This is a genomic window from Erythrobacter sp. K21-9 (assembly GCF_055808355.1).
Window position 1 is genome coordinate 333,052 of the sequence record NZ_CM147866.1, and the last position, 24,256, is coordinate 357,307.

Genomic DNA, 24,256 nt, shown 5'->3' on the forward strand with positions numbered 1-24,256 from the left:
CCCGGCGATGCTCCATCAGATCACTCCTGCTTTGCCGAGCCGCTCGATCACTTCCGCCTGCGCGCGGCGGAAATATTCGCGGTCGGGGACGGCAGGCGCGCCGCCTTCCATCATGCCGTCAGGCCCCCGGAAAGGTTCAGCGGCGGCGTCATAGGCCTGCGCGAACAGTGCGGGACGCTGGCGCGCGAGGTAATTGGTCATGGCAGGCGTGCGGCGGGCTTCGCGCAATGCGCCAAGATCGACCGGGGCGAAAGCGGTGAAGGTCTCCCCGTCGCCCGATTGCGCGACGATGTTGCCTTTCCAGTCGACCACCTGGCTGTTTCCTTCGGCGCTGGAAAGCGGCATGGCTGTGCCCGAAATCCCGGCGGTGTTGGCCGAGACGACATAAGCAAGGTTTTCGAAGGCGCGCGCCTGTTTGGCAATATCCTTATTGGTCGCGAGCGGCGATCCGACCTCGGATGAGCAATGGCAAAACACCTCCGCGCCGCGCAGCGCAAGCGCGCGGGCAATCTCGGGATAGAGGATTTCCTCGCTGGCGATGGCGGCGAGATTGCCGATCTCGGTGCGTGCCACCGGGAAAACGCCTTCGAGTCCGTATTTATCGAGATAGGCATCCCACACGTCGTGCGGGCTGGGTGCGAACATCGAAAGCAGGCGGCGATAGCGCAGTACGACTGCGCCCGAAGGCGCGACGATGAAGCTTGTCTGGAAATAGAAATCGGGAAACGCCTCGTCGGTTTCGTAGGCGTTCCCGGCGAGGAACACGCCAAGCCGCTCAGCCACCGCCCCCAGCGCCTCGTATTCCGGCCCATCGGCAGCGAACCCCACCCGCTGCGCGAAATCGGGGATCGAGACGCGGCCCGGATAGGAAGTGAAGAGATATTCGGGCAGCACGACCAGCTTCACCGGCTTGCCCGAATATTGCCCCACAAAGATCGCGCTGGTGCGGATTTGCCCTTCGATCTCGGCGATATGTTCGAGTATGGCGGCGCGCGCCGCCGCTCCATCGGGCAACCGCTCAAGCGAGCGCGCGGTCAGCTGCATCGCCATCGCGGAATAGGTCGACCCAGGATCGTTAGTATCGGTCACGTCATCTCCTTTGGCAGCGGCGAGCGGCACATGAGCGACCAGCGCCGAGCACATTCCGGCAGCGATAGCTCGTCTGCGGTCGAGCGCCAGCGACATTTACAGCCCCAGCGATCCCGGATTCATCAGCCCCTTGGGATCGACCTGCTGCTTGAGCGCGCCGAGGATATCCCACGCCGCCGGATCGTGGCTTTCCTTCAGCGGATAGGCGCGCGCGATCTGCAAATGGATCGCTCCCATGTCGCGGAAAATCGCGATAACCTTGCGGCGCAGCTCTTCCACCAGGGCGGTGGCCTCGGGACTGTCGGGCTGCGCCTTGAGCTTGGCGAGGTGATCGGGCTCGATCGCCTGTTTGTGCAGCGGATTGTGCTCGCCGGGCCAGAAGAACACCGGTTCGATCAGGCAGCTGGTGCGTCCCGTCGCCGCGATCAGCGCGCCGGTTTCGACGCCAAGCCGCTCCATGTCCTCGGCATTGTCCGCCCAGAGCCGTTGCAGGCGTTCCCACGCCTCGACCAGCCTGGAATGCGGCAGGAAACCGTGGACCGGAACCCAGCGCTCGCCATCGGGGCCGAGCATTGAATTGGGCGGGGGAAAGGATTGGCGCGCAGGATTTTCGGGATCGAGTTTTCGACCACGCTGCCGCCATGTTCGCGGGCGATCTCCTCGATGCGCTGCATGTCGGCATCGACTGCGCCCTGGTGCCGTCCTTCGGCGACGCAGTGCAGGCTGAACGGCACATCGTCGAGGAAGGAGCGCCCGGCAACCGCGACCTTTGCGCCTTCCTTCACCGCCTTCAATATTCCGCGCGATTTCGCCTGCGCCTTGACCATGTTGCCGAGCTGTCTGGCGTCCTTCAGCAGCGTATCGCGCTTCATGCGCTGGGCTTGCAGGAACGGGTCGAAGGCGAAACTTTCCGCCGCCAGCTCGGCGCGGGCAATGTCGCTCATCGCCCCAAGCAGCGCGTCGTGCTGTGCGAAACTGAACGAGCCATAGGCAAAAGCGCTCGCCTCGCGCACCAGCTTGAGCGTCACCCGCGCTTTCACGCCAAGCGCTCCGCAATCGACCGCGAACAGGCCCGTGAGGTCGGGGCCGAACGGGCGGAAGAATTGCGAGCCGGTGGAGATGATCGTGCCGTCTGCCAGCACGACGTCCATGCTGAGCGCGCTGTCGACCGCGCTGCCGTTGCGCGCACCCCAGAACAGGCCGTTCTGGCTCATCCCGCCGCCAATGCTGGCGCGGATGCCCGAGAGCGTTCCCCATGCAAGGACGCGCAGGTCGTGCGGCTCGAGCTCGCGGTAAAGCCGGTCCCAGCTGCATCCGGCCTCGACCGTCACGGTCATGTCGGCCTTGTTGATATCGAGCACCGCATCGAGGCTGGCGGTATCGACCAGCAGGAAGGGGCCGCCATCGTAGAGGTAGCCGCCGGTATAGCTCATGCCTCCGCCGCGCGGGACAATCGCGATGCCCGCCTTGGTCGCCGCACCGATACCGGCAGCGAGGTCTTCGACGCTAGCCGGGCGGAACACTGCGAGCGGCTGTTTGCCATGCGAAAGCACGTCGTGACTGTAGAGCGACAGGGTGTCGGCATCGGTCAATAGCGACGCATTGCGCACCGCCTCCCGGATGGGGGCAAGGGGGTTATCGGCTGCGAGCGTTGCCATCAGGCGGGCTCCATCTTTGCGGTCGGGGGCTGGGTTTCGGCTTCGGGAAAGTCCTCGGGATAGCGGCCAAGCAGCAACAGCAGCGCGCCGCCGGCGATGAACATGAAGATCGAGATTTCGAGCATCGGATCATAGCTGCCGGTGCGGTCGTAAACCTGCGCATAGATGACCGGCGATGCGGCACTGAACAGGCCGAAGGGCATGTAGAGCATTCCGTAGATCTTGCCGTAATTTGCCATCCCGAAATACCGGTACGGTGAGATAGGCGATCAGGTCGCTTTCCGCTCCTGCTGCAAAGCCGAGCAGGAACCCGGCGAGTGCGGCGAGCGGGAAGGTCATGCTGTCGCCAAGCAGCAGCCACGCCGAAATGGCGGGCAGACACAGCAGCGGGAAGGCCACGATGCCCTGCCAGAACCGGTCGAGCAGCGCGCCGGTAATCAGGCGGCCTGCGAAGATGCCGAGGCCAAGGATGCCCATCACCGTGGCGGCGGTCTGCGCATCGACGCCGCGCAGACGCAACATGGTCGGCATGTTGATGAAAGCGCCTCCGAAAGCGGCGGCTATGAGTGCGATGGAAAGCCAGATCACCCAGAAGCGGTAATTGGCGAGCGCGGAACCCAGAGTGACCCCGGTCAGATTGCCGCTGTCGCTTTCGATTGCCTTGGGCCGCTCCTCGGGACTTGGCTCTCGAAACAGGAAAAAGGCCACGATCAGCGCCGCGATCGGGAATACGGCGACGGCTGCAAACATGGAGCGCCACCCGTAACTTTCGATCACCCACACCGCGAATTTGGGCACGACCATCGCTGCAATGCTGGTCCCCATCAGCAATATGCCGAGCGCAAGTCCGCGGTGCTTGAAAAACCACAGATTGATCGCGCGGCTCCAGGTCACCGGGGTCGAACCAATCCCGACGAATCCGACAACCACCCAGAACCCGTAATAGATGTACAGCGTCTGCGCGTCGTTCGCGGTGGGCGTCAGCGATATCGCTCCGAAAGCGAGGGCGAACGCGAAGAGCGACCACAGCGCCACCGGGCGCACGCCGAAACGGTCCGCCATCCATCCGAATACCGGCGCAAGGAAACTAGCGATCACGCCGAACAGGGTGATCGGCAGAAGGACCTGTGTCTGGCTCCACCCGAATTCTGCCTGCAGCGGCTCGGCGGTGAAGCCGATGACATTGTAGGGGATGGGCGATGCGCCGCACATCACACCGAGCACACCGGCGAGCAGGACAGTCCAGCCCTTGGAGAACTCGCCGCCGGTCTGGCCTGGCTGGTCGGGGCTGGCGGTCACTCGGAATCTCCTGAAGCTGATGCTCCCCGCCATACCACATTGGGCAAGACCGCGTCGTCCCATGCCTCCGGCCAGTCGCGCGCGGCGCGCACTATGACTAGGGCCTTGTCCGGCATCACATAGACTCGCTGTCCGCCGTGCCCGTGAAAGATCACGACCTGAGGCGCGGCGAACGGTTCGCTCTGCCACGGCACCAGCGGAACCCTGGGCGGTCGCTCTCCGCCGACCTGCTGGTTATGCACCCAGACCTGATAGCCGTAGCCGGGATAGGCAGGAGACGGTTCAAGCATTTGCGCGATCCATTCCTCGGGCACGATCTGCGCGCCGTCATGGCGTCCGCCGGTGATGAACAGTTCGCCAAGCCGCAGCCAATCAGCCGGGCGCGACAGGATGCAACAACTGGTCATGACCATCCCGCCTTCGCGGTCCAGCGGCATCGCCGCGTCGGCCAGCCCCAGCGGCTGCCACAGCCAGCGCGAAAGCAATTGCTCGTAATCGTCCCCGCTCGCCCTCTCCAGCGCGAGGCCCAGCAGCTGGTTGACCTGATTGTTGTAATCGAAGGTTTCGCCCGGCGCTCCAACCGGATCGAGCGATAGCAGCAAGCGCTTGTAATCGCTTCCCAGGCTGTGGCGCACGATCGGGTTTTCCGGCGTGACCTGATAGCCGTAGCCGTCATCGCCCTGCTCAAGCCCGGATGACATCCACAGCATCTGCCGCAGCGTAATCTCGCCGCGCGGTTCGCCCTGCCATTCGGTGATATAGCGTCCGATGGAATCGTCCACCGAGGCGATAACCTGCTTGTCGATGGCGATACCGACCATCATCGCCAGCACCGTTTTCGACATGCTTTGCGGATTGAACCGCGTATCGCGGCCAGTCCCCTGCCAGTATTCTTCGAACGCAAGCTTGCCGCCGCGCGCAACCAGCAGCGCGGTCGAATTCTGCGCCTCGGCCCATGCGCTTGCAGCAGCGAGCGCGGTTGGCGAGAGGCCTGCTCGCGCCGGGTCAACAATCGCCGTTGGCCTTTGCGCCCCTTCGACATCGGCGACGGGATCATACCAATCGACCGGAATGGTCAGCGGTTCGTACCCTCCGGCGGCAAGGCTTTGCCAGCGCCGCTCGAACTGAGGATCGTCCTGCGCAGCGACGGGCGCGGTGGCCATCGCCGCGAGCAGCAGGGCAGCCCGATCAATCCGCATGATAAAACTCGGTCAGATTGCCATCGGGATCGCGGAATGCGGCCAGATCGACGCTGCCAAGCCCGCCGACCGGCACGTCCCGACCGGCATATTCGGCCTCAATCCCGCGCGCTTTCAAGTGTTTGAGGTATGCGCTGAGGCCGCGAACCGGATAGCGCACCGAGATGATGCCGAAATTGGGCGGCGAGGCGAAAGCGGAGAAGTCGCGGCCCTCGAAGCCTTCGAACTGCATGACTTCGATCCGGCCCGTCTCGCCCGGAAGGACCGGCTGCGCGACCGCAGCACGGCGCACGAGCTCGGCCGCGAGGTTGGCAGGTACGGAGAAATTGTTGGAGCGCGGCTCGGGATCGGTGAAAGGCGCGTCGAACAGCACTCCGAAACCTAGCCGATCGCGGTACCATGCAAGGCTCGCCGGCTGGTCCTTCACCATGCGCATCGTGTTGAATGCCTGGCTCAGCGGCCCGACCGGGAATGTGGTGAAAGTCGGGGCTTCGCGCTCGTACAGGGCGTAATTGACGCCGTGCGGGCCGCGCACCACGACATTGACGAGGTCCGAGCCTCCGAAGCTGAAGCGATAGGGCTGGCTTTCGGCCCACCACCCGCGCTCGATCGCTGCGTCGAAAGCGGCATTCGCATCCTCGGTCCGCAGCATGATCGAAAAGATGCCGCCAGTGTCCCACGGCACGAGCCGCCAGCCGGATCGGGCGCTGGCCCGCCGCGCCTGCAAATGTCACGAAGCGGACGCAGCCCGTGATTGCCTGCGCCGCGCAGACCTTGCGAAATTCGCCCGTGACCGCCTTTGGAAGCTTCCAGTAATCGAGCTCGCCGCGTGCCAGAGAGCCGTCTGCAACCACTTGCCACCCGCCATGTTCGACCAGCCAGCTCGAACTTTCCGAGAGGTCAGCGACACTTACAACGGCTTCGGACCAAGGCTCTACACCGTGGTCCGAGGCGGCTTGGGCAGAAAGAGGAGAGGCAGCGGCGGCGGAGAAAGCCACCGCCGCCGCTACAGATCTAAGCATCAGAAATCGAACTTCGCCCGGACCGTCCAGGTGCGCGGAGGATTGAGGTAGCTGAAATTGGCAAGCGCCGATTCGACCGCCTCTTCATCGAAGCAGTTCTTGCATTCGGCTATCAGCGACCAGCCCGCGACATTGCTGAGCGTGAGGCCGGCATTGACGATCCAGCGCGCTTCGCTGAACGATCCGCTGATCGGATCGATGGGATTGCCGAGGCCAAGGGTGTTCGACGGGAATACCGCGCCCGATGGTCCGGTGACCGATTGGTCGAACAGCGTCAGCTCGCTCGTCCCGACCTCGCTATCGCTGCGCCAGCTGGCATTGATCGACGGGGTCAGAGTGAAGTCGCCGAAGTCCGCATCGTAGCTGCCGCCGATTGCAACGGTCCAGTCGGGCGTGCGGACCGGTTCGGCCAGCGAGCCGTCCGGTGCGACAATACCGACGCCGCACGACGCCGCATTGTCCGCGCCCGCCGCATTCGGGAGCAGCCCGGCGGCAAGCTGCGTGAGGCAATTGGCCTGCTGCGCGGCAACCGATTGCGCGCCGAAAGCATCCAGCGCGGGGGCGTTTGCGTCGATATTGTACTGATCGTCCTGGTAACCGATGGCGGCAAACAGGTTCAGCCCTGCAACAGGGACGGCAGTGATCTCGACCTCGACGCCCTTGTTCTCGTAATCGGCAAAATTGCGCGTGATGAACGCCAGCGATCCGTCGTTGCGCACGAAAGCGGACGGGGTCTGGAGGTCTGATACGTCGAGGTAGAAGCCGGTGATGTTGAACCGGATAAGCCGGTCGAACAGCTCCGTCTTGGCGCCGACTTCATAGCTCCACGCGGTTTCCGGCCCAAACGGCAACAGCTCGCTGGGCGAGGTGCCGCGCGCGTTCCAGCCGCCCGATTTGAAGCCGCGCGTGGCCGAGGCGAACAGCAGGATGTCGTCGGTCACCTCGTAATTCACGGCAAAGCGCGGGGTCCAGATATCGACCGATTGCTCGGTCGGGATCGCCGATCCGTTGGTGGCGATCAGGTTGACCGAATCGATGCAGGTCGACGGTCCGAATTGAGCCGCAGCAATGCACAAACCGCCTCCAAGCCGCGAGCGATTGTCGCGGATGTCGAATTCCTTGGTCTCGTCGGTGTAACGGATACCGGCGGTCACCGTCAGCGCTTCGGTCAGGTTGATATCGGCCTGGATATACCCGGCCCATGCCTCGGTCGTGTTGGTAAGCGTCCGGTCGGCGAGGACCAGCGGGAACCCGTCGGGGGCATTGAACGGGCCCGGTCCGAGATTGAGCGAGAAAATGTCGCCGAAATCGGTGCGATTGTCCTCGTAGAAATAGTACACGCCGCCCACCAGATCGATGAAGCCATTGCCCAGCGAGGCGTTGAACTTCACCTCTTGGGTGAACTGCGTGTGCTCGCCTTCATTGGCGATGGTGAACCCGCCAAAGGTGAAGCCCGTAACCGGCGGCACCGGGTTCGACGTGCTTGGCAGGCCGCGGCCATCGGCGAAATCGAGCGCGAAATCCTGCCCGATATCGACGAAGCCGGTGATGATGTTGACCGAGAAATCAGGCGATAGCTCGAACTCGAAATTGCTCGAGATGAAATCCATCTCCGCTTCATTGCCGAGCCCGAAACCGTTCTTGCGTCCGGTCAGGAGCGGGCCAAAGATCGCGCTGTCGAATGTGCTGTTCTCGCCCAGTCCGGTCGAAACGAACCGCCCGTCGCAATTGGACGGGTTAGTCGGGTCGCAATCGAAATTGAGGACGTTGGCCGAATCCGCATAGGTGTGGATATACGAGCCGGTCCAGCGCGCCGTATCGGACAGCTCGCCGCGCAGCCCAAGCCGCACGCCCCAGCCATCGTTTTCATTGGTGCGCTCGCCATTGAGGTTGTTGATCGCGTAACCCTCATCGTCCTGCCAGTAGCCGGAGACCTTGATCGCGAAGGTGTCGGCCAGCGGGATATCGACCGAGGCGCGCGCCATGTAGCGTTCGTAGCTGCCGTATCCTGCCTCGACATAACCGGCGAATTCGTCGCCCGGTTCGGTGAGGAAGACATTGACCGCACCGCCGGTGGTGTTGCGTCCGAACAGCGTGCCCTGCGGACCGCGCAGCACCTCGACCCGCTCGACATCGAAGAAGGACAGGTTGTTGGCGTTCTGGCGAGAGAGGTAGATGTCATCGACATAGGTGCCGATCGGCGGATCGAAGGTCGCGATACTTTCGGTGTTGCCGATGCCGCGCAGGTAATACGAGTTTGCCGTGCCAAGACCGGTATTGTTCAGGCCGACAAGGTTCGGCACGAATTGCGCGACTTCGAGCGCGTTGGCGATGCCGCGGCTTTCCAGCTCTTCCTGGTTGAAAGCACTGATAGCGATGGGGACATCCTGAACGTTTTCATCGCGCCGCTGGGCGGTCACGATGATGGTAGAGACACCGGCCTGCGGCTCGTCGGCCTGGTCCTGGTCTTGTGCGGATGCCGACGTGGGGATGGCTGCGATGGCGATGCAGGATGACATGCCCAGCAGCGCAAGTTTCGTTGAAGTGCGCGGAGTCATAAACCCAATTCCTTCCTCATCATGTCGGCGTCGCTACTCGCGCGCCGGTCATCTTTTCCTATCCCTTCCGCAAATTTGTCCGGACAACCTCTTGCTTGTCAAGCACAGAAGTGCAAATTGTCCGGACAAATTTTCCGAATGTGTCGCTACGAGTGCCGTTTCGGCAACAGTTTTGCGAAAGGGGAGTGATGGGGATTTCCGACCTTGCATATCCGGCGCTGGTGTATGCGCACCTGTTGCTGTTCGTCCTGTGGCTGGGGGCGGATGTCGGCGTATTCGTGCTCGGCCAGCACTTTCGGCGGCGCGAGGATTATTCGCTCGACCAACGGATTGCTCTGCTCAAATTGCTGGTCGAGATCGACATGATCCCGCGCAGTGCCTGGGCGCTGATGGTCCCTCTGTCGCTGAGCGTCGTCGACCTGGGTAATTGGTGGGACGTGCCTGCTTGGCTGTTGATTGCGGCCTGGGTGATCGGCCTGTTCTGGCTGTGGCTCGTGTGGGATTCTGCACATGCACGATCAGACCCCGCGCGCGGCGCGCAATCGCAAGGTCGAAGGCTGGCTGCGCTGGATCATCGGCGGCTTCTACCTCTGGCTTGGCGGGCAGAGCCTGATCGCGGGCGCGCCGCTGGCCCCCGACTGGCTGGCGTGGAAGGCGCTGCTGTTTGGGTTCATTTTCGTCGCCGCCATCATGATCGACGTCGCTTTCAAGCCGGTCGGCGCGCAGCTCGCCGCTGTTCTGGAACAGGGATCGAGCGACGAAACCGAGATTCCCTTGCGCCGCACAATGGACAAGACCCGGATCTGGGTGTGGGCAGTCTACATTCTGCTGCTGATCACCGCATTTCTCGGAAACGTGAAACCGTTGCTCGAATGAGTCACAGGGGGATGCTTGACGCGGGCCCATGAAAATTTGTCTGGACAAATTTTCGGCGGTCGGCAGAAATAGCGATTGGGACGGACATTCGCCGGAAGTGGGATTCCGGTGTTCGATGGGAGGAAAAATTGATGAAACGCCTGACTTACGGGGCATTGCTTGCCGCGACCATGCTGACGCCGGGAGCGCTCGCCGCTCAGGATCAACCGGGCGAAGAAGCGGAGCAGCAGCCGCGGCCGGGGATAAATAGCGAGATCATCGTCACCGCGCGCAAGCGCGAGGAAACTCTGCAAAGCGTGCCGACAAGCGTTGCGGTTGCAACGGCGGAGGCGATCGAGCGGCTGAACCTCAACAACCTCACCGACATTGCCCAGACCACGCCGGGTCTCATCTTCGATGACAGCTTTGGTCGCGACGGCAACCGACCGGTCATACGCGGCCAGGCGAATATCCTCGGCGATTCCGGCGTCGCGTTCTTCATCGACGGCATCTATTACACCGGCAGCCTTGCCGATTACGACGTCGATACCATTCAACGCGTCGAGGTCGTCAAGGGCCCGCAAAGCGCGCTCTATGGGCGCAACACCTATTCGGGCGCGATCAACATCATCTCGAAAGTGCCCGGCGACACCTGGGAAGGCCGCGTAACCGCCGATATCGCGGAACACGATCGGTACGAGCTGACCGCCGGCATTCGCGGTCCTATCGGCAATGGCCTGTCGCTCGGGGTGAACGGGCGCTATTACGAGTTCGGCGGCGAATACACGAACCAGTTCGACGGCAACAAGATCGGCGAGCAGATGTCGTGGTCGGCATCGGGCGCGCTGCGCTTCGACGATGGCGGGCCGTTCACCGCCCAGCTGCGCGGCTATTACAACCGCACCGATGACGGACAGCCCGCGATTTTCGCGCAAGGAGCCAACCAGAACAATTGCCTGTTCGACGATGGCGCGCTGTATGGCGGGGGAGGCCGCTATTTCTGCGGCGTCATCGAGCCGGGCACGATCAACACCGATTACACGCGCCAGTTTGCCGATCCCGAGGATGTCGGGCTCGAAGCGGACACCTACAACGTATCCCTTCGCATGGAATACGACCTGACCGACGAGCTGCGCCTCGTCTCGCTGAGCGGCTACAACAACCGCACGGAGACGCTGCTGACGGATGGCGATTACGGGCCGAACAGCTTCCAGACGGCGGTGTTTGCGCGTTTCCCGCGCGGTGCGCCGGTTGGCTTTGGTCCGGCCGGGCCGATCTTTCCGTTCGCTTTCGTAGGCACGACGGTCGATTTCAGCTTCGCCAATCGCGGCGAAACCGAGGATATCTCGCAGGAACTCAAGCTCGTATATGAAAGCGACGCCTTCGATTTCATCCTTGGCGGCTACTACTTCGACCAGAAAGATGACGGGTTCAGCATTCGCGAAGTGCCTGCCGATGCGGCGGCACGCGCGGGGGCAAGCTTCGGAGCCGCGTTCGGCAACGAAATCGCGATGTGCGCCGCAAACCCAATATGCGACAACATCATCCCGTTCTTCGGCCCGGCGACTCCGAACGATCGCAGCGAAAGCCTGTTCGATATCGAGAACATAGCGGTTTTCGGCGCGGTCAACTGGCACATCACGCCCGACATCAATCTCGGTCTCGAAGCGCGCTATGCCGAAGAAACCATCGAGCAAACCCTGTTCGACTTCGACGAAGGCGATCCGCGACCGGCTGGCGAGCAATTTCGCGCAAAGTTCACCAAGTTCTCGCCCCGCGTGACCTTCGATTGGCAGTTCGCGCCCGACAACTTGTTCTATGCGATCTTTGCGCAGGGGCAGAAGCCGGGCGGCTTCAACGGGGTCAACGCTCGCAATGCGGGCGCCGGGACGTTCGAGGAAGAGGAGAACACCTCTTACGAAATCGGGCTGAAAAACGCGTTCGCCGATGGCAGCGTGATCTTCAACATTGCCGGTTTCTACACCGATATCGAAGGCTACCAGCTCACGCAGAATATCTCCGATCCGCCCAACCAGGTGAGTGCGGTCGTCAATGCAGGCGACGCGGAAGTCTGGGGCATCGAGGCCGAGTTGATCGGCGAGATCAGCCCCGGCCTTGTGTTGACGGCCAATTATGCGCTCGCCGATAGCGAGTTCACTCGCGGCTTCGACGAGAACCAGGGCGTGCTCAACGATGTGGCCGACGACCGCCTGGTCAATTGCTCGACCGGGGATCAGTTCCCCGATGTCGACGGATGCCAGAGCCTGTTCGGTTCGATCGCCGGCAAGACCATCCCGCGCGCCCCGCGGCATCGCGCATTCTTCGACGTGAGCTACCGCTCGGCGACCGAGATCGGCGTGGCCGACGACTGGGACTTCTTTGCCGGTGCCAACCTCACCTACACCTCGTCCAGCTTTGCGCAGGTTCACAACCTTGCACGGACCGGCGATGCCACGGAGGTCGATGCGAGGATTGGGGTAGAGAACGACAATTTCCGCATCCAGCTCTACGTCAACAACCTGTTCGATGAAGATGCGGTGCAGCAGATCATCCGCTACGCCGATGGCGACCTGGACTTCCGCCGCAGCTTCATTGCCGGGCTTCGTCCCGGACGGCGCGTGGGCGTGGTCCTCTCAGCAAAATACTGACCGGTAGGGGTCGCAAATCGAAAGGGGGCTGGAAGCGTGAACTTCCGGCCCCCTTTTTCATTGCGAGCCCTCTAAGTCAGGCGCGCGCGGCGATCATTCCTCGCGGCCCTCGCTGGGCTGCGTGCCAGCGGCTTCGCGCTCGGCGTCGGTCAGCATCTTGAACTTGGTCCAGGTGGTTTCGTTGCGGCGCGTGTCATCCACTGGCGGAGCCTGCTCGTAGATCGGGTAATTCGCCCTGATCTCGGTCTTGAGCACGTCGGGCAATTCCTCGAAACCGCCGGGCAGCTTGCGGCCCATCGCGTTGAACACCATCTGGCCGGGCCGTCCGCCCATCTCCATCCACGGCGCCCACGGTGACAGGCGGACCCAGCTGATCATCGGATAGGCGGTCGGCCGGGTCGAGATCGTAGAGTTCGTCCTTCAGCGCCGCGAAGTCGAATATCTCCATCGCGTGATACATGTTGCCGACATATTGCTGGTAACCGCCCGCGAGCGGGTTGGGGTAGAACAGCGGCACTTCGAACGGAATGAAAACATACGGTCCGGCCTCTGTCAGCGTGGAAAGCTCGAACGGCGCGCCATCGCTGCCGACTGCAAAGTTCGGGCGCCCGTTTACCGGGTCGTTGTGGATCTGCATCACCTTGACCGTTTCGCCGGTATAGGGGTTTTCCCATTCATTCACGACCTCACCGGTGTCCGGGTCGAGCATGAGCATGATCTCGCGGCTGATCAACCGCCATCCGGTGCCGCGTTCCGGGTCGGTCACCTCGACGCAGCGCCGGATGTTCATGCCTTCGCCCTTGAACAGCAGCTTGTCACGGACGCCCGGCGCGCGGCCATAGATATTGCCCGACCAATGATACACCGCCGGTTCGTCCGCCGAGACGCCGCATTGCAGGCGTTTGGATATCTCGAGCGCATCCTCGGGATTGCCGGGATCGAGCGTGCGGGCCTGCGCCGTTCCAGCCACCGCCCCCAGACCGGCGAGCAGGCTGGTTGCAACCAAAAGCGTCTTTGTGAATTCCATCAGTTCCCTCCCAAGGGATTGCCGGATAGGAATTTGTCCGGACAATCGTGCATTTCTTCCTTGACTTTAGATTTGTCCGGACAAATTGTGAAGCCTCAAATTCGCCCGCTGTTCGGGCCGCCATTGGGATGAAGCTCCAAACCCGTGCTCACTGCAACCAGCCTCCTGTTCGTTCCCGGATCGCGCGCCGACCGTTTTGCCAAGGCGAAGGCGGGGGGTGCGAACCTGACCGTAATCGACCTTGAAGATGCGGTCGCCGCCGGGGACAAGCCGAGCGCGCGCGATGCCGCACTCGGCCAGATTGCCCAGGAGCGTAAAGGCTGGGCCATCCGGATGAACGCAGTGGCGACCGCTGCGGGCATCCGCGACCTTGCCGGTTTGGTGGAAGCTGACGCTCTGCCCGAGACCATGCTGGTCCCGATGGTGGAATCGAGCGCGGAAATTGCGATTATTGCAGGAGCGCTTGGAGAGACCTGCCCCGATCTCGTCCCGCTCGTCGAGACACCGCGAGGGCTGCGCCATGCGCTGGACATTGCCTCGCATTCCAAGGTTGCGGCCATGATGTTCGGCGGCGGCGATTTCTCCGGTGAACTGGGCGTCGAACTTGAATGGGAGCCGCTGCTCGCCGCGCGCCAGCACTTCATCCTCGCCTGCGCCGAAGCGCGCAAGCCTGCTATCGACGTACCTTTCATCCGGCTCGAAGATGATGCCGGGCTTGCCGAAGAATGCGCCCGCGCCCGCGCCATCGGATTTGCCGGCAAGGCCGCGATCCACCCGCGGCAAGTAGCGGCAATCCGGGCGGCCTTTGCCCCGAGCGAAGCCGAAGTGACCGAAGCGCGTGAAGCGCTCGCCGCCTATGAGGCAGGCGGCCAGCGCGCAATCCGGTTCAAGGGGCGCATGCTGGAGGCGCCTTTCATCAAGAAATACCGCGCGGTCATCGCGCAGGCTGAGGAGCAGGTTAATGCGTGACGGCGTGATCGAAGTTTCACCGGGACGGTTCCGCGAGGTGCAGGGGCGCTACTTCGAGGATTTCGAAGAGGGCCACGTCTACGAACATCGCCCCGGACGCACGATCACCGATGCCGACAATGTCTGGTTCACGCTGCTGACCATGAACACGCATCCCGCTCATTTCGACTACGAGCTGTCGAAGGACACTGAATTCGGCAAACCGCTGGTCGTCAGCCCCTTCACCATCGCGCTGATGACCGGCATGAGCGTCTCCGATACCAGCGGCAAAGCCATTGCAAATCTCGGCTGGGACGAGGTTCGCATGGTCAAACCTCTGTTTGTCGGCGATACGGTCTATTGCGAAAGCGAAGTGCTCGAAAAGCGCGAAAGCAAGAGCCGCCCCGAACAGGGCATCGTCACGTTCAAGACCATCGCTAAGAACCAGCACGGCGACATCGTAAGTCATTACAAGCGCACTGTGCTTGTCTGGAAGCGCGGCTTCGGCTCGCTCGACGACTGATCCACCCCCTCAAGGAAACGAAAATGGCTACCGCCGCAAATCTCGAAGACCAGATCCGCACCATCGACCCGGACGAAGAACGCGCATTCATGGACGCCATCGACCGCTGGATGGAGCGCGAGGTCATTCCGGTGATCCAGCACCACGATCACGGCGATATCTGGCCGGAAAAACTGGTCGAGCAAATGGCAGAAATGGGCCTGTTCGGCGCCACCATAGGGCAGGAATATGGCGGGCTGGGCCTGCCGGCGACAACCTATGCCAAGATCGTGATGCGCATATCGAGTCACTGGATGGCGATCACCGGTATCTTCAATTCGCATCTCATCATGGCAGCCGCTGTCGAGCGCTTCGGGACACCCGAGCAGAAAATGAAGTGGCTGCCGAAATTCGCGACCGGAGAAATTCGCGGCGGGCTCGCCTTGACCGAGCCGAATGCGGGGACCGACCTGCAGGCGATCCGGACCGTCGCAAAGCGCGACGGCGACGATTACGTGCTCAACGGGACCAAGACATGGATATCGAATGCGCTGAACGGTCACGCCTTCGCGCTCCTGGCCAAAACCGATCCGAACGCCGATCCGCGCTACAAGGGCATGAGCCTGTTCATCGCCGACAAACGGTCCGACGAAAATGGTGGGGGCCTGACGACAGGCAAGAAATTCGACAAGCTCGGTTACAAGGCAATCGACAGCGCCGAACTGATCATGGAGGATTACCGCATCCCCGCCGACCAGTTGATTGGCGGGGTCGAGGGACAGGGCTTTTTCCAGGCGACAGGCGGACTTGAGCTTGGCCGCATCAACGTCGCCGCGCGCGGCGTGGGTCTGGCCGAGGGATCACTCCGGCTCGCCACCGAATATGCGCAGCAGCGCGAGACGATGGGCAAGCCCATTGCGCAGCACCAGGCAATCCAGCTCAAACTCGGCGAGATGGTCACCCGCGCCCGCGCTGCGCGGCTGCTGACACTGGACGCGTCCGAGGCCTATGACAAAGGCGTACGCTGCGACAAGGAAGCGGGCATTGCGAAATACTTCGCCTCCGAAGCGGCGGTTGAAAACAGCCAGGAGGCGATGCGCGTCTTCGGCGGCTATTCCTATTCCAAGGAATACGACATCGAGCGCTATTATCGCGATTCCATGCTGATGTGCATCGGGGAAGGGACCAACGAAATGCAGCGGATGATCATCGCCAAGCAGCATCTCAAAGAAAACCAGATCTGAAACCGGGCGGCACGGGCGACATGCACCTTCCGCTAAAGGGCTTTCGGGTCATCAGCGCCGAGCAATACGGCGCCGGACCCTATGGCACGATGTTCCTTGCCCAGATGGGTGCGGAGGTCATCAAGATCGAGCCGCCCGGCAGCGAAGGCCCCGATGGCAAGCGCCGCGGCGGCGGGGACACCGCGCGCGCGGTCGGACCGCATTTCCTGCGACCGGGCGAAAGCACCTATTTCCAGAGCTTCAACCTCAATAAACGCTCGCTCACGCTCGATCTCAGGAGCGATGAGGGTCAGGCGATCCTGCGCAAGCTGGCGGCGACTAGCGATGTCGTGGCCAACAATATGCGCGGCGATCTGCCCGCGCGGCTCGGGCTCGATTATGCCGCGCTCAGGCAAGCCAACCCGGCGATCGTGTGCGCGCACCTGTCCGCCTATGGCCGCGACAACGCGCGCGCGAAATGGCCGGGCTACGACTATTTGATGCAGGCAGAGGCAGGGTATTGCCAGATGACCGGCGAACCCGGCGGCGATCCTCAGCGCATGGGGCTGTCGATGGTCGATTTCATCACCGGGACGATCTTCTGCATCGGCCTGCTTGGCGCACTGGTCGATGCGCAGCGCAGCGGCAAGGGCCGCGATGTCGACACCGACCTGCTTTCGGCGGCAGTCCACCAGACCAGCTATCCGGCGCTGTGGTACATGAACCACGGCGATGAGACCCAGCGCACGCCGCGCAGCGCGCATCCCACCGCCACCCCCAGCCAGATGTTCAAGGCGGCGGACGGCTGGATGTTCGTCATGTGCCAGTTGCCCAAGTTCTGGGATATCCTGACCACCCGCATGGGCCGCGAAGACCTGAAGGACGATCCGCGCTTTGCCGGCAATGCTGACCGGCTGGCCAATCGCGAGGACCTGACACGGGCGCTCGATCAGGAATTCGCGCAGCACCCGATGGCGTACTGGCAGGACTTGCTCGCGGGGCATGTTCCGGTCGCGCCGGTCTACACGCTCGGCGATGCGCTCGATAATCCGTGGCTGGACGAAATCGGCATGCGTGACAGCGTTGCCCATCCGGACAAGCCGGACCTCAACGTGCTCGCAAGCCCGCTCAGATTCGATGGCGAGCGTCCGCCAAATCGCGCCGCCCCGCTATTGGGTGCAGATAGTGACGCGGTCCTGACCGATCTCGGCTATGACGAGGCTGAAATTGCGCAGCTTCGCAAAAGCGGTGTGGTCTGAACAAGCGGGAGCGGACGGATAAGATGGGCAAATTGTCGGGCATCCGGGTCGTGGACCTGTCGCAATTCCTCCCCGGTCCGATGATGACGGTGATGATGGCCGATCAGGGGGCGGAGGTCATCAAGGTCGAGCCTGCGCACGGCGATCCTGCGCGTGAACAAGCGCCATTCGATACTTACGGCGATACCGAGCATTCGGTGTGGTTCGCCAACCTCAATCGCGGCAAGCAAAGCGTCGTGCTCGACCTGAAGAGCGAGGACGGCAAGGCGGCTCTGCGCGATCTCGCCCGGACTGCCGATGTTTTCGTCGAAGGCTTTCGTCCCGGCGTGATGAAGCGGCTGGGTTTCGACTATGACAGCGTGAAGGCGATCAAGCCTGACATCGTTTACTGCTCGATCTCCGCCTTCGGTCAGGACGGAGCGCTCGCACACCATCCGGCGCACGACATGGCGGTGCAGGCACTTGCGGGGTTTCTCTCGGTCAATGACGGCGCGGACGGTGTGCCGGTCGTGCCCGGCGCTCCGAGTGCGGACATGGCCGCCGGGCTTACGGCACTGTCAGCGGTGCTGATGGCACTTGTCGACCGGGATCGCAGCGGGGAGGGCGCGTATATCGATTGCGCGATGTTCGACAGTCTGCTCCCGTGGTGCGCGCACACTGCGGGAAGCGCGATTGCCGGAGGCGACAGCCCCCAATCGGCCTCGCAGCGCTCTTTGGGAGGCGCGGCGTTCTACCAAGTCTATTCCACGAAAGACGGCAAGCACGTCGTGCTCGGCGGGCGCGAGATCAAGTTTGCGCGCAACCTGCTGAGCGCGCTGGGCCGCGAAGACCTGCTCCCGCTGGCCGAAGCGCCCGCCGGGGAGCAGGGCGAACTGATCGCATTCCTGCGCACCACCTTTGCAGGCAAGACCCGCGAGGAATGGGTGCAATGGTTCGAGGGCAAGGACGTCGCCTTCTCGCCCGTGCTCGACTTTCGCGAAGCGCTCGACGAACCGCACATTGCCGAACGTGGGCTGTGGGCGGAGAGCGACGGCGGCGGAAAACACATCGCTCCGGCCATCCGCTTTGCCGGGGAGGACTGGAAACCCGGAGCCGTGCCCGCAAAAGGCGCGCACGACAAATGATGCGGCGCCTACCCCTCGACGTCGATATGCATCGCGTAAGCGAAGCGATCACCGGGGTGATGGCTCATCGAAATCTCGAAAATCTGGCCTTCGGGATCGTAATAGCAGCGCAGGATCCGCAGCACCGGACAGCCCTCGTCGATTTCCAGCGCAGCGGCCGTATCGGTATCGGCGGCGACCGCCTGAATATCCTGCGTGACCTTTCCGATCCGCGCCCCGGCCAGCTTTTCGATCTGGCTGAACAAGGTGCCCGCTGCAAGGTCGAGCTCCCCGATCGCATCCCCGAGCATCTCATGGAAATACGCATCGGTGACGGCGATCGGCAAGGCATCGTCGCTGTGACGGCGCACGCCGCGAAAACAGCTCCATTCGCCGGACGTCGGATCGGCGATCTGCTCGGCGACCTTTTTAGGAAGTGCGCCGCATTCGCTCGGAGCGTATGTGACCTTGCTGTCGCGCGCATATTGCAGCAGCTCGCCGACATTGGACAGCGGCTGGTGCAAGGCGCCGCCCCTTGCCGCTGCGGGCTGCACGGTCGTTCCCGAACCGCGCCGCCGCTGGATCAGCCCTTCGGCTTCCAGCCTGCGCAGCGCCTCTCGCACGGTAAAGCGGCTGACGTCGAACCGCTTGCAAAGCGCCGTCTCGGTCGGGAACTGCTTGCCGTCTGCAAAATCTCCGGCAAGGATCGCTTCGCGCAATTCTCCGGCAAGTTGCAAGTAGCGCGGCGTTCGCGCAGGCTTCTTTTTCGTGTTGGTGGGCTTGGTCGCCAATCCCTACTCCATCGACCCTCTGGCTGCTGCGGAGCGGCGCTGTGAGCGAGCCGTTGCTAGCCTCGTTTGCGCCGACATTAGCGCGGTCGCCCGCGAAAAGCGAGCGAAGACGCGCGCGGCTGCACCTGCTCGATTGGCTTGCCTGCGTCGCGGGTGCACGGCGCAGCGAAGCAGGCACGCTGGCCAAGGCAATATCGCCGCGGGGATGGGAGCGCGCGACCTATCTCGGCAACGTGCTGGAGATGGACGATGTCCACCGCTCGGCGCTGCTCCATCCCGGCCCTGTCATCTGGCCCGCAGCGATGAGCGTGACCGATGCGGACATGGACGCGCGGCTCGATGCAGCTTTGCGCGGATACGAGGCGATGATCGCGGTTGGCGCAGCTTTCGATGCGCACCATTATGCTCACTGGCATCCCACCGCGACCATGGGGGTTTTCGGGGCGTGTGCGGCAGCCGGGTCACTCATGGACTTTAAGGCGGGCCAGTACGCCGATGCGCTGGCAAATGCCGGATCGGTGGCAGGCGGGCTGTGGCATATGCGGCACGATCCGGGTGCCCAGACGAAGCAGTGGCACATCTTCCACGCGGTGCGAACGGGCCGCGATGCGGCGATGCATACAAGGCATGGGGCGAGGGGTCCGCACGCGGTGATCGAAGGACCTCAGGGCCTGTTTGCCGCGATGACGCGCGAGCCGGGACAACTCGCCCGAAGCGCGGACGGCTGGCTGATGAGCGAGGTTAGCTTCAAGCCCTATGCCGCCTGCCGTCACGCACATCCAGCCATCGACGCGGCGATGGAACTGCGCTCGGCGGGCAAGCTCGAGGCGCCCTTTACGGTCGAGACCTTCAAGGATGCGCTCATCTTTTGCGACCGGCCCGATCCTGCAACGGAGCTGGAAGCGAAGTTCTCGCTGCAACACGCCGTGGCAGTGGTGGCCGATGGGCGCAGCGCAAATCCCGAGGATTTCACTCAAGACGCGATTGGGGCGCTGGCCGGTCTGCGGGAGCAGGTTGCGGTTGCCGAAGATCCAGAGATCACGGCGCGCTATCCGGCGCATTTTGGCGCGCGCGTCAACGGGCTGGAACTGGTCGATACGCGCGGCGATCCCGAGCGGCCCGTGGGCGAGGCGGAGATTATCGCCAAGCTCCATACCCTCGCTGCATGGGGCGGTCTCCCGGCAGCCGATGCCGAGCGCGCTGTCCGGCTCGCGCTTGAAGGCGATGATCCGCAGGCGCTGGACTCGCTGCTGGAGGACTGGACCGGATGAGCGCGACCGCCGCCCTCCTCGAATTTGCCGTAGCCGATCACTCGCTGCCCAAAGCCGCGCGCGCCGATGCGCTGCGCCTTCTGGGCGATACGCTCGCGGTCGGCGCGGCGGGGGCAGGCGCTCCCGGTGCGGACGCGGTACTTACAGCCGCCCGGGCAATGGGCGAATGTGAGGAAGCCAGGCTGATCGGGACGCCGGAGCGTCTGCCCGCACCCTCGGCGGCATTCGTCAACGGTTACCGTGTGCACTGCCTCGAATGGGACGCGGTGCACGAGCCTGCCGTCGTCCACGCGCTGAGCACAGTCGTCGCTGCGCTCGGAGCGGCGATCGACCGTAAGGGCGGATGCGAGCCGGACGAGGCCCTCACAGCGCTTGCAGTGGGCGTCGATATCGCCTCAGGTCTCGGCATTGCGGCGACCAGTCCGCTCAGCTTTTTCCGCCCGGCGACCGCCGGGGTGATCGGCGCATCGGCGGCAGTCGCGCGGATCGACGGGGCGCCGATGGCCGACACACTGGGTATCGCCTACTCCAGCGCAGCCGGCACGATGCAGGCGCATGTCGAGGGCCTTGCGACACTGCCGTTTCAGATCGCCAATGCCGCACGCGCCGCCGTGACTGCCAGCGATCTGGCCAAGGCCGGCTTTCCCGGCCCGAAAGACCCGCTCGAAGGCGAATACGGGTATTTCAAACTGTTCGATGAGGGCGACTTGTCCCGCTACACTGCCACGCTAGGCAGTGTCTGGCGGATCAGCGAGGTGAGCGTCAAACCCTACCCATCGGGCAGGGCCAGCCATGCGCTTGTCGCGGCGATACAGGACCTGCGCCTGCGGCCTGCCGACGTCACATCGCTTGAGATGCGCGTGCCGCCGCTGGTGCATCGCCTGATCGGACGGCCTTTCCGCGCGCAGATGGAGCCAGCCTATGCAAGGCTGTGCGGCCAATGGCTGGGCGCGCTGGCGATCACCGACGCTCTGATCGATCCGCGCCGCTTTACACAAGTGGACTTTGCCGATCCCGAGCTTGGCGCGCTGGCGCAGCGCATCGCGATTGTTTGTGATGACAATCGCGATCCCAACGCGCTCGGGCCGCAGGAGCTGACGGTGGAAACCGCCGACGGACAAATCGTGACCCAAATTCCGCACACGCTCGGCAGCCCGGAAAGCCCGCTCAGCGAAGCGCAGCGCGATGCCAAGCTGGCGCTCGCGCGCGATCTGTCTCCCGCCGATGCGAACCCGCGCATCTTCGATGACCCCCTTGGCTACTTCACGGAATGCCCATGACCTATCCGAACTATTTCGAAGCGCTCGATCACAAGCAATTGCTCAAGGATTACCCCATCGGCGACGCGTTCACCGCGCGCTATTGCGACATGAGCCTCGACGAGCTGTTCGCTGTCCAGAACGGGCAGTTCAAGCGGCTGATGCAGCGCGGCTGGCAGGTGCCGTTCTACCAGCGGCTATGGGGTGCGGAGGGGATCGAAGCGGGCGATATTCGCGGGCTCGAGGACATCACCAGGCTGCCGGTCTATGACAAATCCGACCTGATGGCATCCATCGCCGAGCACCCGCCTTACGGCGATTTTCACGGCATGGGCGATCCTGCCACGCGCCCTCCCACGATCTTCCACACGACCAGCGGCACGACGGGCAAACCGCAAACGCTGATGTTTGGACCCAAGGGCCGCGAGGTCGGCAATCTGCTGGTCGGGCGGATGTATCGCTGGATGGGACTGGAGCCGACCGACGTCGTGCATTCGGTCTACGGCCACGGCATGATCAATGGCGGGCACTATATCCGCGAGGCGGTTACCCATTTTACCAACAGCGTGTTCCTGAGTGCGGGGACGGGGATCGAGACCCGCAGCATCAATCAGGTCCGTTTGATGGCCGATTTCGGTGTGACGGCAATCGTCGGTTTCGTCGATTACGTGCGCAAGCTGGCCGGAACAGCGGAGGCCGAGGGGCTGTTCGATCAAATCGATATCCGCATGATCATCGGTCATCTCGGCACGGAGGACCGCGCCAGCACCGAGGCGGCCTGGCACGGCGCGAAAGCGTATGACTGGTACGGCGTCGGCGACACCGGCACCATCGCGGGCGAGGGCCCGGAGCGCGACGGCATGTATGTCTGGGAAGACGCGCAATATCTCGAACTGCTGGACGTCGATAGCGGCGCACCGGTCGCGAAAGGCGAAACCGGAGACATGGTTGTCACCTGCCTCTACAAAGACGATATCGCGCCCTGTATCCGCTTCAACACGCACGATATCACCCACGAACTGGACGGACGCGGGGAGATTGCTTTCAAGCGGATCGCCGGGTTCAAGGGGCGCAGCGACAATATGGTCAAGCTGCGCGGGATCAACGTCTTCCCCCATGCCATCGGTGCGATCATCGAGAACCGCGGCGACCTTACCGGCGAATATGTCTGCCACCTGCGCCGCGACGATGCGCAGAAGGACCACATGAAGGTGACGCTGGAAAGCCGGGGCGGGACGGACGAGGCGGCGCTGGCCGAAACGCTCAAGCAGGGGCTCGGCGTCGAAGTCGAGATAGCCTTGACCGAACCGGGCGGGACGGCCAGCGCGACCGAGATCGATACGCGCCAAAAGCCGCTTCGCCTGATTGATGAGCGAGGCGTATGATGCCGCTATGATCGACCGCTATAACGCCTTTCAATACCGCGACGAGGACGCGGCCGGCGGCGAGGGACCGCTTGCAGGGGTCACTGTCGGCGTGAAGGCGAATATTGCGGTCAAGGGCATGCCCTTCAATGCCGGGCTGGGCGCATGGGCGGATCGCCGCGCGGAGCAGGATGCAGTGGTCGTCAGGCAATTGCGGGACGCCGGAGCCGTCATCACCGGCATCCTCAACATGGAGGAAGGCGCGCTGGGTGCGAAGAGCGACAACCCGCATTTCGGCGCGGTCATGAACCCGCACCGCGATGGCTATTCGCCCGGCGGATCATCCGGCGGCAGCGGAGCGGCGGCTGCAGCGGGTTTGGTCGATGCCGCGCTCGGCACTGACACGATGGGATCGGTCCGCATCCCGGCGGCGCATTGCGGGATTTACGGCTTCAAACCGGCGACGGGCCGGGTGAGTCAGGACGGGCTTATCCCCGCCGACCTCTCGCTGGATGCGATCGGGCCGCTGGCGCGCGATCTCGATATGCTTGAGCGTGTTGCGCGGGTGATGAGCGATTTTGGCGAGGGGGCAATCGAAGGATCTGGAGCGACTTTGACCGCGCACGGGGTGGAACTGCATCCAGCCATCGAGCGCGCTTTCGAACGCGTGCTGGATCTGCTGGCTTCACCCGAAGAACGCCACCTTGCACATCCGCTCTCGCGCATCCGTTTTGCCGGCTTCATCGGGGTGTCCAAGGCGATGGCCGCTGACCTTGAGGGCGTTGCCATGTCGGATCATCTGGCAAAGCTGCTGACCTACGGGCCGCGCCGCTCCGAGGCGGATTATGGCGCGGACCGCGAAATCCTTACGCAGACGCGGGAGGCCGTTCGTGGTATCGCCGAGAAGCACGGCTTCCTCGTCCTTCCCGCCGTTCCCAATCCGCCGTTCCCGCATTCCGAGCCCGAGCCTGCCGCGCAGGCGGATTTTACGTGCCTCGCCAACATTGCGGGCCTCCCCGCGATCGGCATACCGGCCGGATGGACCGACGGTGGCCTGCCAGTAGGTGTGCAGATCGTCGGCAGCGCCGGGGCAGAGGCGGGGCTGTTTCGCATCGCCCGCCAGCTTGATGGCAAATTGCGCGCCTACCGTGCACCAGACCAAACCGAAGGAGCCTGAACCC

General features: G+C 63.3%; 20 protein-coding genes and 2 pseudogenes. 11 read left to right on the top strand and 11 right to left on the bottom strand.

The annotated features are described in order from the left end of the window. Positions 1 to 15: 15 nt before the first annotated feature. The 8 genes from AC0L39_RS01790 to AC0L39_RS01825 all read right to left on the bottom strand — a co-directional run bounded on the left by AC0L39_RS01790 (position 16) and on the right by AC0L39_RS01825 (position 8,825). Complete coding sequence (locus AC0L39_RS01790; RefSeq protein ID WP_473260274.1) at positions 16 to 1,185, bottom strand: nitrilase-related carbon-nitrogen hydrolase; 1,170 nt, start codon at positions 1,183 to 1,185, stop codon at positions 16 to 18. Next, positions 1,186 to 1,548, bottom strand: a complete 363-nt coding sequence (locus AC0L39_RS01795; protein WP_473260275.1) for an FAD-linked oxidase C-terminal domain-containing protein — start codon at positions 1,546 to 1,548, stop codon at positions 1,186 to 1,188. Beyond that, positions 1,515 to 2,747, bottom strand: a complete 1,233-nt coding sequence (locus AC0L39_RS01800; protein WP_473260277.1) for an FAD-binding oxidoreductase — start codon at positions 2,745 to 2,747, stop codon at positions 1,515 to 1,517. Before AC0L39_RS01800 ends, AC0L39_RS01795 begins: the two co-directional genes overlap by 34 nt. After that, entirely contained in the window at positions 2,747 to 2,959 is a 213-nt protein-coding gene (locus AC0L39_RS01805; RefSeq protein ID WP_473260278.1) for a hypothetical protein, read from the bottom strand. Before AC0L39_RS01805 ends, AC0L39_RS01800 begins: the two co-directional genes overlap by 1 nt. Beyond that, positions 2,877 to 4,046 carry an MFS transporter gene (locus AC0L39_RS01810; protein ID WP_473260280.1) on the bottom strand — a complete coding sequence of 390 codons (1,170 nt, stop codon included), beginning with the start codon at positions 4,044 to 4,046 and terminating at the stop codon, positions 2,877 to 2,879. The genes AC0L39_RS01805 and AC0L39_RS01810 overlap by 83 nt, the downstream gene beginning before the upstream one ends. After that, positions 4,043 to 5,245, bottom strand: a complete 1,203-nt coding sequence (locus tag AC0L39_RS01815) for a serine hydrolase domain-containing protein (protein ID WP_473260281.1) — start codon at positions 5,243 to 5,245, stop codon at positions 4,043 to 4,045. The genes AC0L39_RS01810 and AC0L39_RS01815 overlap by 4 nt, the downstream gene beginning before the upstream one ends. After that, positions 5,235 to 5,930 carry a VOC family protein gene (locus AC0L39_RS01820; RefSeq protein WP_473260282.1) on the bottom strand — a complete coding sequence of 232 codons (696 nt, stop codon included), beginning with the start codon at positions 5,928 to 5,930 and terminating at the stop codon, positions 5,235 to 5,237. Before AC0L39_RS01820 ends, AC0L39_RS01815 begins: the two co-directional genes overlap by 11 nt. Before the next feature lie 336 nt (positions 5,931 to 6,266). After that, on the bottom strand, positions 6,267 to 8,825 hold the full coding sequence (locus AC0L39_RS01825) for a TonB-dependent receptor (protein ID WP_473260284.1): 2,559 nt from the start codon (positions 8,823 to 8,825) through the stop codon (positions 6,267 to 6,269). Positions 8,826 to 9,335: 510 nt separating this feature from the next. Here AC0L39_RS01825 and AC0L39_RS01830 point away from each other — a divergent pair. Together AC0L39_RS01830 and AC0L39_RS01835 are read left to right on the top strand one after the other, a co-directional pair. After that, positions 9,336 to 9,701 carry a hypothetical protein gene (locus AC0L39_RS01830; RefSeq protein WP_473260286.1) on the top strand — a complete coding sequence of 122 codons (366 nt, stop codon included), beginning with the start codon at positions 9,336 to 9,338 and terminating at the stop codon, positions 9,699 to 9,701. Between the two features lie 131 nt (positions 9,702 to 9,832). Continuing rightward, positions 9,833 to 12,328 carry a TonB-dependent receptor gene (locus AC0L39_RS01835; protein WP_473260288.1) on the top strand — a complete coding sequence of 832 codons (2,496 nt, stop codon included), beginning with the start codon at positions 9,833 to 9,835 and terminating at the stop codon, positions 12,326 to 12,328. Positions 12,329 to 12,541: 213 nt separating this feature from the next. On the opposite strand, the pseudogene AC0L39_RS01840 reads toward AC0L39_RS01835, so the two are convergent. Next, positions 12,542 to 12,706 (bottom strand): annotated as a pseudogene (locus tag AC0L39_RS01840) (DUF1838 family protein); the annotation flags it as partial. 79 nt (positions 12,707 to 12,785) lie between these two features. Then, positions 12,786 to 13,355, bottom strand: a pseudogene (locus tag AC0L39_RS01845) (DUF1838 family protein); the annotation flags it as partial. A gap of 144 nt (positions 13,356 to 13,499) precedes the next feature. Between AC0L39_RS01845 and AC0L39_RS01850 the strand changes: the two are divergent. From AC0L39_RS01850 to AC0L39_RS01870, 5 genes are read left to right on the top strand one after another with little or no spacing between them, the layout of a single operon-like run. Continuing rightward, positions 13,500 to 14,324: an HpcH/HpaI aldolase/citrate lyase family protein gene (locus AC0L39_RS01850; RefSeq protein ID WP_473260289.1), complete on the top strand. Its 825-nt coding sequence runs from the start codon at positions 13,500 to 13,502 to the stop codon at positions 14,322 to 14,324. Beyond that, the gene (locus tag AC0L39_RS01855) at positions 14,317 to 14,826 is read left to right on the top strand and encodes a MaoC family dehydratase (protein ID WP_473260291.1); all 510 of its coding nucleotides are present in this window, start codon (positions 14,317 to 14,319) and stop codon (positions 14,824 to 14,826) included. Before AC0L39_RS01850 ends, AC0L39_RS01855 begins: the two co-directional genes overlap by 8 nt. 23 nt (positions 14,827 to 14,849) lie before the next feature. After that, positions 14,850 to 16,049: an acyl-CoA dehydrogenase family protein gene (locus tag AC0L39_RS01860; protein WP_473260293.1), complete on the top strand. Its 1,200-nt coding sequence runs from the start codon at positions 14,850 to 14,852 to the stop codon at positions 16,047 to 16,049. A gap of 20 nt (positions 16,050 to 16,069) precedes the next feature. Further along, a complete protein-coding gene (locus AC0L39_RS01865) occupies positions 16,070 to 17,287 on the top strand; it encodes a CaiB/BaiF CoA transferase family protein (RefSeq protein WP_473260294.1) in 1,218 nt (405 codons plus the stop codon). 23 nt (positions 17,288 to 17,310) lie between these two features. Further along, on the top strand, positions 17,311 to 18,411 hold the full coding sequence (locus AC0L39_RS01870) for a CaiB/BaiF CoA transferase family protein (RefSeq protein WP_473260296.1): 1,101 nt from the start codon (positions 17,311 to 17,313) through the stop codon (positions 18,409 to 18,411). Positions 18,412 to 18,419: 8 nt separating this feature from the next. Here AC0L39_RS01870 and AC0L39_RS01875 read toward each other — a convergent pair whose 3' ends face one another. Beyond that, on the bottom strand, positions 18,420 to 19,181 hold the full coding sequence (locus AC0L39_RS01875; protein WP_473260298.1) for a GntR family transcriptional regulator: 762 nt from the start codon (positions 19,179 to 19,181) through the stop codon (positions 18,420 to 18,422). Positions 19,182 to 19,222: 41 nt separating this feature from the next. Here AC0L39_RS01875 and AC0L39_RS01880 point away from each other — a divergent pair, with 41 nt between their 5' ends. Genes AC0L39_RS01880 through AC0L39_RS01895 form a run of 4 tightly spaced genes read left to right on the top strand, consistent with a single transcriptional unit; the run spans position 19,223 to position 24,252 of the window. After that, complete coding sequence (locus tag AC0L39_RS01880; protein ID WP_473260300.1) at positions 19,223 to 20,452, top strand: MmgE/PrpD family protein; 1,230 nt, start codon at positions 19,223 to 19,225, stop codon at positions 20,450 to 20,452. Continuing rightward, positions 20,449 to 21,732 (top strand): MmgE/PrpD family protein, encoded by a 1,284-nt coding sequence (locus tag AC0L39_RS01885; protein ID WP_473260302.1) that lies wholly within the window; start codon positions 20,449 to 20,451, stop codon positions 21,730 to 21,732. The genes AC0L39_RS01880 and AC0L39_RS01885 overlap by 4 nt, the downstream gene beginning before the upstream one ends. Continuing rightward, the gene (locus AC0L39_RS01890; protein ID WP_473260304.1) at positions 21,729 to 23,096 is read left to right on the top strand and encodes a phenylacetate--CoA ligase family protein; all 1,368 of its coding nucleotides are present in this window, start codon (positions 21,729 to 21,731) and stop codon (positions 23,094 to 23,096) included. The genes AC0L39_RS01885 and AC0L39_RS01890 overlap by 4 nt, the downstream gene beginning before the upstream one ends. Continuing rightward, positions 23,080 to 24,252 (top strand): amidase, encoded by a 1,173-nt coding sequence (locus AC0L39_RS01895; RefSeq protein WP_473260305.1) that lies wholly within the window; start codon positions 23,080 to 23,082, stop codon positions 24,250 to 24,252. The genes AC0L39_RS01890 and AC0L39_RS01895 overlap by 17 nt, the downstream gene beginning before the upstream one ends. Positions 24,253 to 24,256: the final 4 nt, after the last annotated feature.

Bases quoted from the DNA above. Each gene is read 5' to 3' on its own strand.
- AC0L39_RS01870 (WP_473260296.1), top strand. From the start codon at position 17,311: ATGGGCAAATTGTCGGGCATCCGGGTCGTGGACCTGTCGCAATTCCTC.
- AC0L39_RS01830 (WP_473260286.1), top strand. From the start codon at position 9,336: ATGCACGATCAGACCCCGCGCGCGGCGCGCAATCGCAAGGTCGAAGGC.
- AC0L39_RS01860 (WP_473260293.1), top strand. From the start codon at position 14,850: ATGGCTACCGCCGCAAATCTCGAAGACCAGATCCGCACCATCGACCCG.
- AC0L39_RS01855 (WP_473260291.1), top strand. From the start codon at position 14,317: ATGCGTGACGGCGTGATCGAAGTTTCACCGGGACGGTTCCGCGAGGTG.
- AC0L39_RS01835 (WP_473260288.1), top strand. From the start codon at position 9,833: ATGAAACGCCTGACTTACGGGGCATTGCTTGCCGCGACCATGCTGACG.
- AC0L39_RS01805 (WP_473260278.1), bottom strand. From the start codon at position 2,959: ATGCTCTACATGCCCTTCGGCCTGTTCAGTGCCGCATCGCCGGTCATC.
- AC0L39_RS01825 (WP_473260284.1), bottom strand. From the start codon at position 8,825: ATGACTCCGCGCACTTCAACGAAACTTGCGCTGCTGGGCATGTCATCC.
- AC0L39_RS01815 (WP_473260281.1), bottom strand. From the start codon at position 5,245: ATGCGGATTGATCGGGCTGCCCTGCTGCTCGCGGCGATGGCCACCGCG.
- AC0L39_RS01865 (WP_473260294.1), top strand. From the start codon at position 16,070: ATGCACCTTCCGCTAAAGGGCTTTCGGGTCATCAGCGCCGAGCAATAC.
- AC0L39_RS01895 (WP_473260305.1), top strand. From the start codon at position 23,080: ATGAGCGAGGCGTATGATGCCGCTATGATCGACCGCTATAACGCCTTT.
- AC0L39_RS01885 (WP_473260302.1), top strand. From the start codon at position 20,449: ATGAGCGCGACCGCCGCCCTCCTCGAATTTGCCGTAGCCGATCACTCG.
- AC0L39_RS01890 (WP_473260304.1), top strand. From the start codon at position 21,729: ATGACCTATCCGAACTATTTCGAAGCGCTCGATCACAAGCAATTGCTC.
- AC0L39_RS01795 (WP_473260275.1), bottom strand. From the start codon at position 1,548: ATGGAGCGGCTTGGCGTCGAAACCGGCGCGCTGATCGCGGCGACGGGA.
- AC0L39_RS01790 (WP_473260274.1), bottom strand. From the start codon at position 1,185: ATGTCGCTGGCGCTCGACCGCAGACGAGCTATCGCTGCCGGAATGTGC.
- AC0L39_RS01800 (WP_473260277.1), bottom strand. From the start codon at position 2,747: ATGGCAACGCTCGCAGCCGATAACCCCCTTGCCCCCATCCGGGAGGCG.